This is a genomic window from Verrucomicrobiota bacterium (genome assembly GCA_016871535.1).
GTDB lineage: Bacteria > Verrucomicrobiota > Verrucomicrobiia > Limisphaerales > SIBE01 > VHCZ01.
Window position 1 is genome coordinate 1 of the sequence record VHCZ01000125.1, and the last position, 17,442, is coordinate 17,442.

Annotated in this window: 13 protein-coding genes; 3 read left to right on the top strand and 10 right to left on the bottom strand. The window is 59.2% G+C overall.

The genetic code is table 11. The features are described from left to right. Window positions 1-129: 129 nt before the first annotated feature. From FJ398_16240 to FJ398_16280, 9 genes are all read right to left on the bottom strand, one after another. Window positions 130-1,620, bottom strand: a complete 1,491-nt coding sequence (locus FJ398_16240; protein MBM3839483.1) for a sulfatase — start codon at window positions 1,618-1,620, stop codon at window positions 130-132. 167 nt (window positions 1,621-1,787) lie between these two features. Beyond that, window positions 1,788-2,489, bottom strand: a complete 702-nt coding sequence (locus FJ398_16245) for an ABC transporter ATP-binding protein (protein ID MBM3839484.1) — start codon at window positions 2,487-2,489, stop codon at window positions 1,788-1,790. Between the two features lie 26 nt (window positions 2,490-2,515). Beyond that, window positions 2,516-3,415, bottom strand: coding sequence for a sugar kinase (locus tag FJ398_16250; protein ID MBM3839485.1), 900 nt, complete (start codon window positions 3,413-3,415; stop codon window positions 2,516-2,518). A gap of 146 nt (window positions 3,416-3,561) precedes the next feature. Then, the gene (gene thiE / locus FJ398_16255; protein MBM3839486.1) at window positions 3,562-4,212 is read right to left on the bottom strand and encodes a thiamine phosphate synthase; all 651 of its coding nucleotides are present in this window, start codon (window positions 4,210-4,212) and stop codon (window positions 3,562-3,564) included. A gap of 137 nt (window positions 4,213-4,349) precedes the next feature. Continuing rightward, a complete protein-coding gene (gene accC, locus FJ398_16260; protein MBM3839487.1) occupies window positions 4,350-5,732 on the bottom strand; it encodes an acetyl-CoA carboxylase biotin carboxylase subunit in 1,383 nt (460 codons plus the stop codon). 44 nt (window positions 5,733-5,776) lie between these two features. After that, the gene (gene accB / locus FJ398_16265) at window positions 5,777-6,247 is read right to left on the bottom strand and encodes an acetyl-CoA carboxylase biotin carboxyl carrier protein (GenBank protein MBM3839488.1); all 471 of its coding nucleotides are present in this window, start codon (window positions 6,245-6,247) and stop codon (window positions 5,777-5,779) included. 218 nt (window positions 6,248-6,465) lie between these two features. Beyond that, window positions 6,466-6,897 (bottom strand): type II 3-dehydroquinate dehydratase, encoded by a 432-nt coding sequence (aroQ, locus tag FJ398_16270; protein ID MBM3839489.1) that lies wholly within the window; start codon window positions 6,895-6,897, stop codon window positions 6,466-6,468. A 15-nt stretch (window positions 6,898-6,912) separates the two neighbouring features. Further along, on the bottom strand, window positions 6,913-8,523 hold the full coding sequence (locus FJ398_16275; protein ID MBM3839490.1) for a hypothetical protein: 1,611 nt from the start codon (window positions 8,521-8,523) through the stop codon (window positions 6,913-6,915). 87 nt (window positions 8,524-8,610) lie between these two features. Beyond that, on the bottom strand, window positions 8,611-9,645 hold the full coding sequence (locus FJ398_16280; protein MBM3839491.1) for a hypothetical protein: 1,035 nt from the start codon (window positions 9,643-9,645) through the stop codon (window positions 8,611-8,613). Window positions 9,646-9,885: 240 nt separating this feature from the next. Between FJ398_16280 and FJ398_16285 the strand changes: the two genes are divergently transcribed. From FJ398_16285 to FJ398_16295, 3 genes are all read left to right on the top strand, one after another. Then, entirely contained in the window at window positions 9,886-12,249 is a 2,364-nt protein-coding gene (locus FJ398_16285) for a glycosyltransferase family 9 protein (protein ID MBM3839492.1), read from the top strand. Between the two features lie 719 nt (window positions 12,250-12,968). Beyond that, the gene (locus FJ398_16290; GenBank protein MBM3839493.1) at window positions 12,969-15,779 is read left to right on the top strand and encodes an excinuclease ABC subunit A; all 2,811 of its coding nucleotides are present in this window, start codon (window positions 12,969-12,971) and stop codon (window positions 15,777-15,779) included. A gap of 134 nt (window positions 15,780-15,913) precedes the next feature. Then, the gene (locus FJ398_16295; GenBank protein MBM3839494.1) at window positions 15,914-16,405 is read left to right on the top strand and encodes a hypothetical protein; all 492 of its coding nucleotides are present in this window, start codon (window positions 15,914-15,916) and stop codon (window positions 16,403-16,405) included. Window positions 16,406-16,620: 215 nt separating this feature from the next. Here FJ398_16295 and FJ398_16300 read toward each other — a convergent pair whose 3' ends face one another. Beyond that, entirely contained in the window at window positions 16,621-17,442 is an 822-nt protein-coding gene (locus tag FJ398_16300; GenBank protein ID MBM3839495.1) for a DUF11 domain-containing protein, read from the bottom strand.

Consider the following 17,442-nt stretch of genomic DNA (forward strand, 5'->3'; position numbering starts at 1 on the left):
TTTTGCCTGGGGCTGCGTTGCTCCTCGGTCACAGCCCCACTGGCGGGGGATGCTCGCTCGTCGCGCCTTGCCCCAGGCCAAATTGGGCGCAACGAACGTGAGCGTATTTACGAAACGGACCACTAAGACTCATTCATACTCGTATTTCACAATCCAGGGATCGCGGGTGCGTTGCTGAAAGGCTTTGAGCTTCTCACTCAGTTCCTTGAACACGGCCTGGGCTTCGGGTTTGTCCGCCAGGTTTCGAATCTCGTGCGGGTCGGTCTCCAAATCGTAAAGCTCGTAGCGCGGGCGCTGGATGAAATCTCCAATCCGGCGCTGGCCGTAAACGCCCCGGCCGCTCTTGAGCGCCGCTTGCCAGGTCGTTGAGTCGAACAGGTCCGAGGCAAAAGGGAACGGCAACGGATGCGCCAGATTCAGAATGAGCTTGTAGCGTTCGGTGCGGATCACGCGCATCGGGTAGTACATCGTGATTTCGTGGAAGGTGTGAGAAGCAAAGACTTCGTTCCAACCGCCGGGCTTCTCCTGTTCGAGCGTCGCCGCGAACGAACGTCCGTGAAAGGCGTAGCGCGTCGCCGGCTGCTTTCGGGGTGCTGCGACCTCCGGATTCCCCGCCACCAACGGCGGCGCCAGCACTTCCTTGATGCCGGCGAAATCCAGAATCGTCGGCGTCAGGTCCACCCACGAAACCATGGCATCGCTGACGAGGCCGCGTTTCGTCGCGAACGGATTGCGAACCACCAGCGGCAGCCGCATGCCCGGCTCGTAAAGCGTCGTCTTGGAACCCGGAAACGCGGCGCCGTTGTCTGAAGTGTAGATGAGGATCGTGCGGTCGTACTCGCCGCTCTGCTTCAACACTTCGATCAATCGGCCGAGGCCCTGGTCCACGCGCGAGACGGATTGATAATATTCGGCAAGTTCGGCGCGACTCTCCGGCGTGTCAGGCAGCCACGGCGGAACGCGGATCTGCTTCGAATCGTAAGCGGTTTCCTGGACACCCTCGTAACGCCGACCATTGCCGAAGGCGTCGGGTTGATGGGGGTTATCCTCGCGTCGGTCGCCGCTGCGATGCGGATCCGCCGTGCAAAAGTAGAGGAAGAACGGCGCGTCGGTGCGGCTGACGAACTCGCGGCATCTCTCGGCCATGCCGACCGGATTGCGCGCGCCGCCCGGATTGCCTCCGAGGATGGTCTGGAACTTATAGACTTCCTCCGGTTGGACGTGGAACTTGCCAATGCGCCCGATGCGATACCCGTTCTCCGCGAGAATGACCGGCAGTGATTTGACGGAGTTGTAGGTGTAGAAGTGGTGAAAACTGTGTTGGTGGCCGAACTGTCCGTTGGCGTGGTTGTGCAGGCCGCTCAGAATCACGGACCGGCTGGCACTGCAACTAGCCGTCGTGCAAAACGCCCGCGTGTAGCGCGTGCCTTCGCCGGCCAGGCGATCGAGGTTCGGCGTCTGAATGATCTTGTTTCCGTAGCAACCGGCATCCTGTCCGTGATCATCGGCCACGAACAGAATGATGTTCGGCGGCCTCGACGCGGGCGCCGCCGCCGTCGCATCGATCAAGCCCAGGGCAAAGCAGATGAGAAACGCGTGGAGCAGAGAGTCGGTCTTCATGGTGTGTCAACTGAAACGGTTCAGGGAACGCGTCCCTTCAGTTTTAAGGTGGGGCGAGGCTCCGCCGAGCCAATGCCATCGAAGAAAAGCTCGGCAGGAGCCTCGCTCCACCGACTGCGGAGTTCCACCTGAACACTGACAACTGATATTTGACCACTGAATACTGATTACTGATTACTTGCCGCGGGCTGCAAGGCGCCGTCCCGCAACTCGAAGACGCGGCGCATTCGATGAGCCAGGTCGAGCGCGTGCGTCACCAGGATCAACGCCACCCCCGTCTCCTGATTCAATTCCACCAGCAATTGCGCCAAGTTTTGGGCGGAGGCCCGATCCAGCGCGCCGGTGGGTTCGTCGGCCAGGAGCAGATGGGGCTGGTTGATCAAGGCGCGAACAACCGCGACGCGCTGCCGTTCGCCGCCGGAAAGTTCTCCAGGCCGATGGGAAAACCTTTCGCCCAGGCCAACTCGTTGCAGGAGTTGGCGCGCGCGACCCTCGGCGGTGTTGCGGATTCCGGTGTCTTTGCTGGCCAGCGTGGGCACGAGCACGTTTTCGAGAACCGAACATTGGGGGAGCAAATGATGCGCCTGGAAAATGAAGCCGATCTGGCGGTTGCGAATCTGAGCGAGGCGATCCTCATCCAGCGCGCTCAAATCCTCCCCTTCCAGCAGCACGCGCCCGTCCGTGGGCTTGTCCAGGGTGCCGATGATATTGAGCAGCGTGCTTTTGCCGGAACCGGAAGGACCGATGATCGCGACCGAGTCGCCCGACGCGACCGTCAGGCGAACGTCCTTCAAAATCGGCAGGGGCGCTTCTCCGCCGGGTGAATCGTAACGTTTCGTGACCTTTTCGAGGTCGAGCAGTGCGGGCATGGTGGTCATGCAAAATCAGTCGAAAACTAAAAGCGCACCAGTCTTTCGAGGAGCTTCACCCGCTGGTCGATGGCCTTGCGATTGATCGCCGTGGTGCGCTCGAGGCCGAAACCTTCGCAGCAAAACGATGCCACGGCAGTGCCGTAGATGATCGCGCCCCGGAGATTGGCTTCGATTGGGCCGGGCCGGCTCGCGAGATAGCCGATCAATCCACCCACGAAAGAATCCCCGGCCCCGGTGGGATCGACTAACTTCTTCAGGGGAAACGCAGGCGCCAAAAAGAAGCCTCGATGTGACGACAGGAACGAGCCGTGTTCGCCCTTTTTGACGATCACGTGCCTGGGACCCAGGCGGTGAATCTTTTCGACGGCGGAAATCACATTATCATCGCCCGTCAGCAAACGCGCTTCGCTGTCGTTGAGGACGAGCGCATCGATCCGGCGCAGCAACCGGAGCAGGTCGTCTTTGGCGATGTTGAGCCAGAGGTCCATGGTGTCGGCGATGACAAACCTGGGCTTGCGCATCTGATCGAGCACCCGGTGCTGGAGGGATGGCGCGATGTTCGCGAGCAACACGAATCGGACATTCCGCATCGATTCGGGCAGTTCGGGGCTGAATTTCTCGAAGACGCCGAGTTCGGTCTTTAACGTCCGGCGGTTGTTCATGTTCACTTCGTATTCCCCGGCCCAGTGAAAAGTCTTGCCCGGCTCGATCTGTAGTCCCTCCAGATTGATTCCGTGCCGGCGGTAGAGATTGAGGTAGGCCTGTGGGAAGTCGTCCCCCACCACGCCGACCAGGTGTACCGGCGAAAAGAAACTCGCCGCGACACTCGCATGGCTGGCCGACCCGCCCAACAAGCGCGGGCGTTTCCCTTTGGGAGTGAAGATTGAATCCAGTGCTGTTGAACCAACAATCAAGACGCTCATTGCGATGCATTAAGCGGGGAATCCCGGGCGCTGTCCAGTCCATGCAATCGTGACAAACTTCTCGGCGGATGACATTCAGTGAACGGACAACTTTGTGTTGCATAGGCAACACAAAGTTGTCCGTTGAGGCGGCGGGTTGGATAGGATCATCCGGGCTGACAATCGAGCTGGCGCTTGAACTGAAGGCACGCATCCGCAATGTCTGGGGCTTGGAGGATCGCGGACACGACACAAATCCGGCGCGCGCCGGCCTCCAAAACGCTGCCGAGATTGCCCAGGTTGATTCCGCCAATTGCGAACCAGGGCAACGTCAGATTGTGGGCCGCCCACCGGACAAGCTCCAACGTCACCGGTTCCGCGGTTGGTTTGGTCCCGGTTCGGAACACCGGGCCGACGGCTACATAGTCCGCTCCGGCCGCGACGGCACGGTTCGCCTGGCTGGGGGAGTGGCTGCTAAGGCCAAGTCTCAAAGGATCCCGAAGCGTTGGCCAGGCGGAGCGATGCACATGGCTCGCCTCAAAGAAATCTTCCTGGCCCAAATGGCAAACTTGGGCGCCGACCGATTGGGCGAGTTCAGGAAAGTCATTGATTACAAGCCCAACTCCGGCGCGGCTTGTGATGGGGAGGATTCTCTCCGCGACCCGGCGCACCTCAGGCTCGGTCAGGTTCTTGGCACGAAGCTGAATCAGATCGCTCCCTCCCTGGCAAAGCCGTTCCGCAACCGTCTCCGGAGGCCTATTCGCGAGATAAGCCAGATCGACGAAGGTATAGAGAAAGCACTCGTTTAGGGGCTTCATCCCGGCGACAGTCGGCAGGGCGAGTCTGTCCGCAGCGCGCCGCCTCCAACGTGTTCCCAATACGTCGGACACGGCTCGCCGGGACGGACTCGCCCTGCCGTGGAAACGTTCGCCATCATTTGCGGTTCATTGGAGCCCTACGCCTTCTCCTCGATAAGTTCCCGCCGTGCCCCGCCCAGAAGTTGATCGATGAAGTTCGTCGAATACACGCCGCGGCGGAAATTGGGATCCTGAAGAATGGCCTGCTCAAACGGGATCGTGGTCTTAACCCCGGTAATGATATACTCACTCAGCGCCCGGCTCATGCGGTCCATAGCCTCCCGGCGATCTTTCCCGTAGGTGATGAGTTTCCCGATCATTGAGTCGTAGTGGGGCGGAATCACGTAGCCGGCGTAGGCGTGGCTATCGAGGCGCACGCCTCGGCCCCCTGGCGAGTAATACATTTCAATCCGGCCTGGGGACGGCAGGAAGTCATCGAACGGGTCTTCCGCGTTGATTCGGCATTCGATGGCGTGGCCCTTGATGTTGATATCGCTCTGCGACAGCCGGAGCGGTTCCCCCATCGAGATCAGGATCTGTTGCTTGATCAGATCAATCCCCGTCACTTCTTCCGTGATGGGATGCTCGACCTGAATTCTTTTGTTGACCTCCAGGAAGTAGAAGTTGCCGTGGTCGTCCACGATGAACTCGACCGTGCCTGCGTTGGTGTAATGAGCCATTTCGGCGAGGCGGATTGCGGCCTTGCCCATTCTTTTCCGCAGGTCTTTGTGTTTATTCTCCACGAGCGGCGAAGGGGTCTCCTCGACAACTTTCTGATTTCTCCTCTGGATCGAGCAATCCCGTTCCCCAAGGTGAATGATATTGCCGCGGTTGTCGGCAAGGATTTGGAATTCAATGTGGTGCGGATTCTCAATGTATTTTTCGATATAGACTGCCGAATTCCCGAAGGCCTTTTCGGCTTCGTTCCGGGCGGTGTGATACCCTTTTACCAAGGAAATATCATTGTGAGCGGCGCGCATCCCGCGTCCGCCTCCCCCGGCAACTGCTTTGATCATGACGGGATAGCCAATCCGTTTTGCCGTGGAGAGGGCCTCTTGCTCGTTCTCGACAATTCCATCCGAACCAGGCGGAACAGGCACGCCAGCCTTTTTCGCCAGGGCACGGCTCACGGCTTTGTTCTCCAACGATGTCATGGCCTGCGAATTCGGACCGATGAACCGGATGTTGCAGTTCTCGCAAACGTCGGCGAAATGAGCATTCTCGGAAAGGAATCCGTATCCCGGGTGAATGGCATCGACATCAGCGATTTCGGCGCCGCTAATGATACGGTCGATTCGAAGATAGCTCTCGCTGCTGGGAGCTTTGCCGATGCAGATGGCTTCATCGGCAAGTTGAACGTGCATTGAGTTCATATCCGCCTCCGAATAAACGGCCACCGTGCGGATATTTAATTCCTTGCAGGCACGAATGATACGAACGGCTATCTCCCCGCGGTTGGCTACCAGAATCTTCTCGAACATCAGTAGGATTGGAGGGAAAAACAGTCTTAGGTCGGTCTCCCAGGCTAGGTTGGGCGAATCTTGAACAGAGCCTGCCCGAACTCAACTGGCTTTGCATTATCCACCAGCACCTGCGTAATCACACCTTTGGCCTCGGCCTTGATCTCGTTCATGACTTTCATCGCCTCAATGATACAAACGATGCTGTCCTGATTAACCTCGGTGCCAACTTCAACGTAGTTGGCCGACTCCGGGGAAGGCGCTCGGTAGAATGTCCCGACCATGGGCGACTTGATCTCGAGTTCAGAGGTTGGTTGACTTGATTGAGAACCGACGGGAAGCAACGAAATCGGGGCGGGCTGGGACTGGACACCCGGGAGCGCCACGACGGGATTCTCGTCCATTCCGGATGCCTGAGGGAGACCGTTCGACCCGCGCTTCAGTCTGATCTTGAAGTCCTGTTTTTCGAGCTCGAATTCCGAGATGGAATTCTTTTTCATCAAGTCAATGATAGCCTTAATGTCTTTCAGGTCCACAGAATCGGTCCTTGGGTCATGCAGATGAACGTTTCTTTGCCGTGTTCATTAAGCAAAAAAGCAGCAGCCGAAACTCGACTCTGCTCTGCCTGGTTAACGTAAACTGGAATGGATGGTAGTTAGCCCAAATCAAGCCGTCAAGCCATTACTGGCGCTTGCCTCGGCTCAGGATTCTGCTGAATTATTCAGTGAAATGGCCGGTTTATCGCCAAATCAAGTTATCCGTTAATGTTAACGGCAGCTTCCAATCCTAGAATGTAGGAATAAGCTCCGAAACCTGCGATTTGTCCTCGGCACACGGGCGCGATCATTGATGTGTGGCGGAATTCTTCCCTCGCGTGGACGTTCGAGAGATGGATTTCGATAGTTGGGATTGACACCGCGGCTATGGCGTCCCTGAGGGCGATGCTCGTGTGGGTGTACGCGGCCGCATTCAGGACGATGGCCGCGAAATCTTGCGGGGCTTGCTGGACCCACGCGACAAGCTCGCCTTCCAAGTTGGACTGACGAAAATCGACTTCGACCCCCAGTTTTCCCGCACGGTCCCGCACTCTGCGCTCAATCTCTGTGAGCGTGGTTTGGCCATAGACTTTGGTCTCGCGGGTTCCGAGCAGGTTCAGGTTTGGGCCGTTCAGGAACAGAATCTTCATTTGCGAGCGCGCAAATTAGCCAACTCGTGCCTCAGTGTCGAATGCATTCAGTTTGGCGAGCCCACTGAGCCCACTGAGCCAACCGAGCAACGCGAAGGCAAGCCACGCGAGGCCCGGGATGTAGAGAGGGAATTCTACAAACGATTGTAGTCCCCACGCGAACAGCCCCAGCCATACCGGAAACGTAATGTCACGTATTCGAAGAATACGTTTTCGATAAAGAAACTGGAGATGGCCAAAAACCAGCGCCAAATACAGGGCCAGACCGGCCAGGCCAGAGTCCGTGGCTTGTTCCAGGTAGTCGTTGTGGACCAGTTTCGCCATTTCAGCCTCAGGTGGTTTGATCTTGGCGTAGTTCACGGAGAACGTTCCAGGTCCCGTGCCCAGAATCGGATTCTCTCGGACGATCGTGACTGCCGCACGCCAGTAGTCGAATCTTGCAGCAACGCTAGTAGCGCCTTTTTGGAAGTAGGAAGTAAACTTGATCGCGAATGCCCCCAGACCACCGAGGCAGATCGCCAACCCGACCGCAAACTTGGTCCATCTTGGAATCGGTAAACTGATCATGGCTACGACTCCCAGCACGAGCGCGATCAACCAACCTGCTTTGGATCCCGACCAATACAAACATGCCAGCGCCATGTACCCGACCAAACCGGTGGCGACACTCCTCGAGAGCCTGGGTAATCGTCGGGTCAAATTCCAGGTGCAAGCCAGGGCTGCCGGGCCGCACATGAGAATCGCCCCCGCCAGAGCATTTGGATAAACGAGCGTAGAGAAAATCCGGTCACTGGCGATTCTCTTCAGGTAATCCGGAGGATACTTCTGCCAGTCCGGCTGTTCGTAGAAGTAGCGCCTCGTGGCTTCCAATCCGCCGTGATGCTGCTCGAATCCGACCCACAACACGATGGCGAAGGCCAGCATCAGTGGCACCCAAAAGAGATTGGAGCTCCGCAGGGGGCTCAAAACGAAAACGCCCAGGTAAAACCACAAAACACACGCTGCGAAGTGGAGGAGGGTCGTCCGGGTCAGAGTCGGATCGACCGTGCTCAGACCCGCAATAAGCTGCCAAATGAACCAAGCTAACGGCAGCGCCAAGAGCCACCGTGGCGCTCTCCCGTTGGGTGAAGCAGCCCGCGAACCCACCCCCAGCCCCTCCGAGGAAGGGAGCTTTGTGTCGCTCCGATGCTGCAAGTTCCCCTCCTGGGAGGGGGCGGAGGCGGGTTCACGGGAAGCTTCCTTGGTTTCAGAACCATGCACACGGCCCATGAACCGAAAACCGTGCGGACCGCAGCCTTCAGGCTGCTTCTGCGCACTCTCCGGAGTCGAGCGTTGAAGCGGCCTAAAGGCCTCGGTCCGGAGGAATGGTTCATTGGAAGAGCTATGGTGAAGGCAAACGGGACGTTGGATCACTATCCCGCCCAAGAGGGCGAGGATCACGAGCATGAAGTAACCCCAGGCAATCGGCCAGGGCTGGAAAACCATTTCCCAGAATCCGTCAGGCCTATCGATCAACCGATCAAAAATGACAGGATTCCCAAACTTCAGCAGCGCCAGGCCCAGGAGCGCTCCTGCAAAGGCTGCGAAGAGCTTCTGTCCAGGAGTATCCTCGGACTTTGCCGCCATAGAAGCGGTGGCTGGTTTGGGGCGACGGGTTGTTGTCACGCAAATGCAGGTAAGTTAAAGAAGCATGCCTGACCTCCCGCTTGCGATTCACAATTTCATTTTGAGGAAACTCACTTCCAACGCGAGCGCCTCCTGCACGTTCGAGCCGAGTAACAAGTGAGTTTCTTCCATGAGCCTCAGGTTCCAGGCGGCGTCGTTGGCCGAGAGCCGCGTGGAGACGGTTCGGGTGTCGTCGGCCGAACCAGGAAAAGCAAGACTCTCCTTGTCCAGACCCAGTTTGGTCAGCCAGACATCTCGCATCCACCATTCAAGCATCAGGAGCACTTCGGCACGCTGGCGCCGGTATTCCGCTTCGATGGCGGCTGTCAGTTCATCTTCCCATTTCTCCTTCAACTGCGGATCAATCTCCTGATGCCGGCTCAACGGCGAACGCACCGCAAGGACTTTCTCAATGTCGGCCTTGATCTGGCTTAACCTCGCGAGAATGGCGCTCAAAAGCCTGTAACGCCCGAGCAAGCTTTTCTGCGCCCCCGCCGCTTGTTTCGTGAAACCTGCCAGCCACTCGATTTGGGCCCCGCTGGCTTTAAATTTGTCTTCTCCGCCGAAGTTGAGCCTCAAACAACGGGAGGCAATGGTTTCCAGAACCCGTTCGGGATCCGTCGAAAGCAACAGAACCGTGGACCGGCTTGGCGGTTCTTCCAGCGTCTTCAAAAATGCGTTTGCGGCCTGAATGTTCAACCGGTCGGCGGCAACGATGACCGCGACCTTCGATGCGGCTTCCAGCGGTTTGAGGTGGATCGTTCGCATCAGTTCGCGGATTTGGTCGATGGTGATGACTCGCGATTTCGATTCGGGCCGCACCCACTGGACATCGGCGTGATTACCGTCGTCAATTTTGCGGCAGCTCATGCAGCGGTCGCAAGAATCCAGAGCGACGCCCGAAGCGCCTCGTCGAGGCGGGTCCGCGCAGGTCAGCGTTTTGGCCAGCGTCGCCGCCATCAGTTCCAGGTCCGGGAGTGTGCTTCCGGCGAAAAGGTAAGCGTGCGAGAGCCGTCCCCGGTCCAGGCTTCGCTGGAGCAGGTTGACGACGGTCTGTTGCTCGCGAAATTGAGCGAAAGACATGCGAATCAGCCCTGTTATTCACCACCCTTCCCCGTTCGTCAAACTTCTGCTTCCAAATCTCGGCTGCTCCAGGCTAAGTGGTCATGGACACATGCGAGCATCCGCGATGTTCCGGAACAGATTGGGTATCGCTCAGTTAACTCACGGTGGGGCGAGCCAATTGCCATCGAGGAAACGGCAGGAGGCCTCGCTCCACCTTAACTGAGCGATCAGATCTAACGATTTAACCCAGTAACTCTTTTGACGAACTTGGACGCGTCTCTGCCCATCCATTTCTTCACGATCGTTTTGAACGGGGAACCGTTCATTCGCCACCACATCGACGTGTTCAAGAAACTCGCGTTCCCCTGGCGCTGGCACGTCATTGAGGGAGTCGCCGCGCTCAATCACGACACGGCCTGGAGCCGGCACAATGGTGGAACGATCAGTCCGGAGTTCCACAGGCGCGGTCTGAGCGTGGATGGCACGACCGCCTATCTGGACGCGCTGGCACAGTCGTTTCCGCAAAATACATCGATCTACCGCAAGCCGGACGGAGCGTTTTGGGACGGAAAAATCGAAATGGTTCGTGCGCCGCTGGCTCGGATTACCGAACACTGTTTGCTGTGGCAGATCGATGCCGACGAGATGTGGACGGCGGAGCAGATTTGCGAGGCACGCGAGTTATTCCGGGCGCATACTGACAAGACGGTGGCCTATTTCTACTGCCACTATTTTGTCGGCGAAGACCTTGTCACCACCACTCGCGACACTTATGGCAACCATACGCGCTACGAGTGGCTCCGGGTGTGGCGTTACCGGCCCGGCTTTCAATGGCTTACTCACGAACCTCCACGCCTTTGCCAACAGACCGAATCGGGAAAATGGACCGACGTGGCCTCAATCAATCCATTCCTCCACGCCGAGACTGAGGCCCGAAACCTTGTCTTCCAGCATTACGCTTATGCGACGGAAGATCAGGTGCGCTTCAAGGAGACCTATTACGGATACCGTGGAGCGGTGAATCATTGGAAGAAACTTCAATCCACCGAAACCCTCCCGTTGCGCCTCGACAGTTTTTTCCCCTGGGTCAAGGACGGAACCCTCGTCGATCGGCCCGCCTCCCAGAAGATTCGGCCGGTAGCCCGAAGAAATGTTCTCGGACACTGGCGCTTCCGATCGCATGAGGTTGCTTCCCATGCACCTGAAGGTAGGGCGAGCCTGTCCCCCGCGAGCCGGACCGGACGTGGGGCCAGCTTGTCGAGCGGCTCGCCGGGACGGACTTGCCCTACCGGGTCCTCGCTTCGTGAGCATGCTTCTCCGATCCAGGAAGCTTCTACCGGCCCCGATACGATTCTGTTCGTTCGGACGGACTCAATCGGAGATACCATTCTTGCCGCCGGAATGTTGGCGCCGATCCGAGAGCGGCATCCGCACACCAAGATCGTCGTGGTTTGCCAGGAACACGTGGCCGCAATTTACGAAGCTTGCCCGCTTGTCGATAGCGTTCTGCCGATCCACCGGCAAAGGGCCATCGACGATGCGGATTATCGCAATCACATCGCTCGCCAGCTCCAAGATCTCCGCGCCGATCTTTGTCTGAACTCGGTCTATGCGCGCGAGCCCTTGACGGATTTTCTCGCCCTGGCCTCGCAGGCACAGCATTGCGTCGCGCACGAAGGCAGCACGGAACTCATGTCCGCCGGCGTCAAGGACCGCCACGACCGCCTTTATTCGATATTGATTTCGTGCCCGGAGCGATCCGCGCTCGAACTGGACCGCCATCGGGGTTTCCTTGAAGGAATCGGGATCAACGCGCCGTTCGTGCAGCCCAGCATCTGGCTGAAGGACGAGGATGAAGCCTGCGCCGAGGACTTCTTCCAGCGGCATGGCCTGGAGCCCGAATCCACGATCGCTCTCTTCGCAGGCGCGCAAGCAGATGGCCGGGTTTATCTTCGCTATGGCGAGGCTCTGGCGGAGATTTGCAGGCCCGAACCCAAGACAGTCTGCTCTCCTCTCGACGAACCCACCCCTTTGCCCCTCCCAGGAGGGGACGTTCGTTCGTCGCAGGGTCCAGTTCCCCTCCTGGGAGGGGCGAAGGGGTGGGTGGGGTCGTTGAAAGTCATCGCGCTGGGCTCGCAAGCGGATTATGAAATCAACCAAAGGAATCTCGAATCGTTGCCGTGCGCTTCGCGCAATATTTCCGGGAAGTTCACTGTGCGTGAATCGGCTGCGATCCTCAAACGCTGCCGGCTTGCGGTGGGGGCCGAGACCGGCTTGGCGCACATCGCGTGCGCGCTTGGCACGCCGAACGTCATCGTGCTCGGTGGGGGCCACTTCGGGCGGTTCGTGCCTTACTCGCCGCTGACGTCAATCGTGTGTCTGCCGCTGGAATGCTACGGCTGCAACTGGCAGTGCCGATACTCGCGGCCACACTGCGTCAAGGATATCGTTCCCAAGGTCCTGAAAGAAGCGATCCGGACGACTTTGGCGGAGGCGTGTGACAAGCCGCGTGTCTTTGTTCAAGGCAACTCATTCAGGCAACCCACCCCTGGTCAGCCCAATTGGAAATACTTCGCCGGGCAATTGGCCCCGTCGTCCATTGCAGTTATCCGCGTTGGGTGATTCGGTGGCTTCCACTTGGAACTCAAGTCATGCTTTTTCCTCCAGAATTTATCGGCGATTGGAGCAACCACCGGTGGCAAATTCACCTCATTTGCTGATATCAACCGTGTAAATGCCCGACTGTGCCGCCATCGTATGTAACAACGAAAGGCGCGGATTTGTCGCTTGAAGTATTGGAGTTCCGTCGCGCTTCCATTGGTAGCTGACACGGAACCGCCAGGAGCCATTCTTCGAATCGCGGGTTTGCCGATGAGAATCCCCCCACGGTGCCATCTGCCACAATCACGTTACCTTCGCTGTCCACAACTACGCCGTATGGAGAGGAGAAACGCGCCACGCTCCGGTTCCTGTCAGCACTGCCGTTACTGCCCGATCCAGCCAAGGGTCGGTGCTTCCTGTTTCTCGCGAACCTGCACTCGGCCCATGAATTGGTAAGGCGAGTCCGTCCCGGCGAGCCGCTCGACGGACATGGGACACGTCCGACTCGGCTCGCTGGGGACAGGCTCGCCCTGCCGTCAGGTTCCAGGGAAGTTGCCCTGGCGACGGCGGCAAGCACACGGCTCGTGAACCCGTCGATGGTAGGGCACCGCTGCTGCGCTGCCACACCGACTGAAAACCGGGCTGCGCAGCAACGCAGCCCTACCGGGTCCAGATTCCGGATGCCGAAGAAATCCGGCTTGGCTCAGAAGACGGCTGGGATAGGTTGTCACCCGTTGCCTATGACTATGTCAGCCCGTCCGGCAGGGATTTTTATTTCGGGAGCGCGCGAGCACAATCTGCAAAACCTCTCGCTTTCGATTCCCCGCAACCAGTTCGTCGTCGTCACCGGCGTGAGCGGTTCGGGGAAAAGCACGCTGGCGTTCGATCTGTTGTTCGCCGAGGGACAGCGCCGCTTCCTCGACTGCATGAACGCCTACGCGCGGCAGTTTGTGGAGCAGTTGGCGCGGCCGGACGTGGACTTGATCACCGGCATTCCGCCGACCGTCAGCATCGAACAACGCACCTCGCGCGGAGGCGGAAAAAGCACCGTGGCTACGGTGACCGAGGTGTATCATTTCCTCCGGCTGCTCTTCGCGCGGCTCGGCACGCAATTCTGTCCCGAATGCCACGTCGCCGTCGAATCCCAGACGCGCGATCAACTGGGCCGGCGGCTCAAAGACGAATTGAACCGGCGGGGCGATCTGCTCCTGCTCGCGCCCATGGTGAAAAACCGGAAAGGCTTTCACACCGAAGTCGCCCAATGGGCCGCGAGCCACGGCTATTCGGAAATCCGCGCCGACGGCAAAATCTTTCGCACGGCCGAGCCGTTCCGCCTCGATCGCTTCCGCGAACATGATGTGGAAATTGTCGTCGGTGTGCTGGATCGGAAAGCGGCGCGCGCCGCGAAAGCCACGAAGTCTCCCCAGCAACTGATCGACGAGGCCCTGGAACTGGGACACGGCACGTTGCTCGCGCTGGGGAACGACGGGAAGGTTGCGGTCCACTCGACGGAGCGGGCGTGTCCGAGCTGCGGCAAATCGTTCCAACTGCTCGATCCGAAGAATTTCAGTTACAATTCTTCCCAAGGCTGGTGTCCGAAATGCCGGGGCTTCGGCGAGTTGTTTTACCTGCCGGAGGTCGATCGCGGCGCGCGCGCCGATGCCATCGAAGAGTCCTGGTTCGAATGGCAGGAAGGCAAGCGCGAGACCTGTCCCGACTGTCAAGGAAGCCGCTTGAATCCCATCGCCCGCTCCGTGCGCCTGGCGGCCGGACGCGCTGCGGATCTCTCGGTGTTCGGCGGCAGAGGCCGGAATGCGGCGCCGACCATCGTGACGGTGTGCGACGCGCCCATTGAGTTGGCCTTGCGCTTTTTCGCGCCGCTGAAACTGCGAGGACGCGAAGCGGACATCGCCCAGGACATTCTGCCTGAGATCACCAAGCGCTTGAAATTCCTGGCCGAAGTCGGGCTGGGTTATCTGCAATTGGGGCGGTCCGCCACAACGTTGTCCGGCGGCGAAGCCCAACGCATCCGTCTGGCGGCCCAACTCGGCTCGAACCTGAGCGGCGTGCTCTACGTCCTGGACGAACCGACGATCGGCCTGCACGCCCGCGACAACGAACAACTCCTCGCCGCGCTGACCACGCTCAAGCAGCGCGGCAATTCCCTCGTCGTGGTCGAGCACGACGAACAAACCATGCGCCATGCGGATTACATCATCGATCTCGGACCCGGCGCGGGCATCCACGGAGGACGGCTTGTAGCCGGCGGCACGCTCAGCGAATTGATGCGGCATGACGATTCCGTCACAGGCCGCTGGCTGCGGCAACAACGGAAGTTTCCTTCGCGCGGTGCGCGCAGGGCGGTGGTGCTTCCCATGAACCTGAAGGTAGGGCGAGCCTGTCCTCAGCGAGCCGAAACGGACGTCTTCCAAGCCCGTCGAGCGGCTCGCCGGGACGGGCTCGCCCTCCCCGACTCACCGGCGGCGCGCTCGGCGTCGGAACCGCAGGGTTTTCCGAGTGCGCCTTGGCTGATCTTGAGTGGCGCCAGGAAGAACAACTTGAAAAATCTGAACGTGGCTTTTCCGTTGAACCGGCTGGTCGTCGTCACCGGGGTGAGCGGTTCCGGGAAAAGCACGCTGATCCGGGAGTGCCTCTGGCCCACGCTGCAATCCGCCCTTGCGAAAAACAAAGCGGATTTGCCTCACGCTACCCTCTGTGGGTTGCGAGGCCATGAATCGCTCAGAGCCGTTTACGAAGTGGATCAATCACCCATTGGCCGAACCCCTCGGTCCATCCCGGCGACTTACGTCGGATTCTTCGATGACATTCGCCGTCTGTTTTCCGAAACCCCCGAAGCCCGGCTGCGCGGCTATTCGCCGAGCCGGTTTTCTTTCAACAGCGCCCAAGGACGGTGTCCGGCGTGTGAAGGCGCGGGGACGATCAAGATCGAGATGAGTTTCATGCCCGCCGCTTACGTCCGTTGCGAGACCTGCAACGGCTCGCGTTACAACCCCGAAACCCTGGACATTCAGTATCGCGGGAAAAACATCGCCCACATTCTCGAACTCAGCGTGGCGGAGGCAATCGACTTCTTCAGCGCCCTCCAGAAAATCCGGCGCCCGCTCGAAGCGCTGCGCGACACCGGGCTGGGTTATTTGCGGCTCGGCCAGATCAGTCCAACTCTGAGCGGCGGCGAGGCGCAACGGCTGAAGCTCGTGACGCACCTGCTCAGCGGTTTCAGCAACTCAGCGGAACGGCGCGGCGAGCTGCGGCGCAGCCTTTTCATACTCGAGGAGCCGACCATCGGATTGCACATGGCCGACGTAAGCCGATTGGTGGAGGTGTTGCAGCGCCTGGTGGATGCGGGCCATTCGGTGGTGGTGATCGAACACAACCTCGATTTGATTGCGGAAGCGGATTGGGTCCTCGACCTGGGACCGGAAGGCGGCGCGGCCGGCGGACAGGTCGTGGCCCAAGGCGCCCCCGAAGAGATTGTGCGCATTAAGCGCTCGCACACAGGACGCTTCCTCCGTAACGTGCTCGCCAATTGAAACGCGTCGAGTAACCGCGAATGGACGCCAATCAACGCGAATCCAACGAAAGGATCCCCTCTCCCGCTGGGAGAGGGAATTATTCGCGTGCATTGGCGTCCATTCGCGGTTGAACCGAGCTGCCTCCGAAATTCATGGCCGAGTCCTTCGAAGAAATCGTAAAGGGCGAACGCATCATGCGGCGTCCGCCCGACGCCCGGCACGAAGCGGTCTGCGAACGATTGCACCTGCACGTGGGGAAGAGCGTCGGCCAGGGCAACACCACGCGCCTCCTCGCGCCGCGTTCAGTCGTTCAGATCGGCGCCGGAACGCTCGTGCGGCCCGATCTGGCTCTTATCACCATCGCGACCGGCAAGCTCTGGCTGGCCGCGGAAATCGTGAACACCCAGGACCACCGGATCGACACGGTGATGAAGAAACAGATTTACGAGGAGATCAACCTGACGCGCCTCTGGATGATTGACCCGCGCTACGACAACGTGGAGGTCTATCAGGCCAGCCAGTATGGACTGATGCTGAAAGGAATTCTGGCCAGCCGCGAATTGCTCCGCGAGGAACTCCTGCCTCAGTTTGAAATTACGATCTCGGAATTGTTCGGGCTCCCTGGAACTCAACCGAACACTTGAGCCGCAAAAGAACGCGTAGATCGCAAGATTCGTGATCTTCGCCCTCCTTCGCGTCCAACTCGAATGGGGAGCGCACGCGCCTCGCGTGCTGTGGTCGGCGCCCTCGCCGGCCACATTCAGTCGGACCAACCGTCCCCACTCAGCGCCATGGGTTCAACGACGTACCGACCGGCGAGGCGCCAGTCGGTACACGCGAGGGCGCGTGTGCTCCCCAGTCAGTTTGAACTGACGGCTCGATAGAAAGCTGGCGCGGACGCCTGTCCCGATGAATCGAACAACGGCATGCTCCAAGTTGCGGCGGTGACATTCGTGAGGTCGCGCCAGTTGAGCAGATCGCTGGAGCCTTGAATCCGAAAGCTTGTGCCGGCTTCGCCTTCCATGCGCAGTTCGTACTGGCCGTTGCCCAGGCGCGCGACCGTCAACCTCGGTCCGCCTGCGACCGTCGTGACGATGCGGCCGCCGTTGTCCTCTTTCCCATCGGCCTCGTTCAACACGATGCCGACGTAGTTTGTCAGCACGCCGCTTTGCTGTGGGCGCACCGTGATCTTGATCAGATTGGTCGAAGCGCTGGTCATGCGGCCGACGTGGAATGTCAACAACCCCGCTTCGTGCTTCCAACTGCCTTGGGTCGATTCCGCGCTGATGAATTCCACGCTGCGCGGCAAGAGGTTCGTCACGATCACTCCCGTGGCTTGCGTGCCACCCGAATGCCCGATCTTGATCGTGTAGGTCAATTCAGCGCCGACCTTCGCAGGATCGGGTGTGTCCGTGAGCTCTTCAAACTTCAGATTCAAATTGCCCGCGCGAATACAGCGCAACAACCACCACACGGCATTTTGAAAAATTTCCTTCCGCTCCTGCACGGACGCCGCATCGCCTCCGCCGGTCAATCGCAGGTTTTGCGTGAATGTGCGGGCTTCATTCGAGTCCAGTTTGTCCCACGAAGGATAAGCGGCCAAAACGGCCGAAGCGCCAACGCGCCCCAGCAACGCGCTTTCATCCATCACCCGGCCGGCCACTTCGATCGTGTTTGTCAT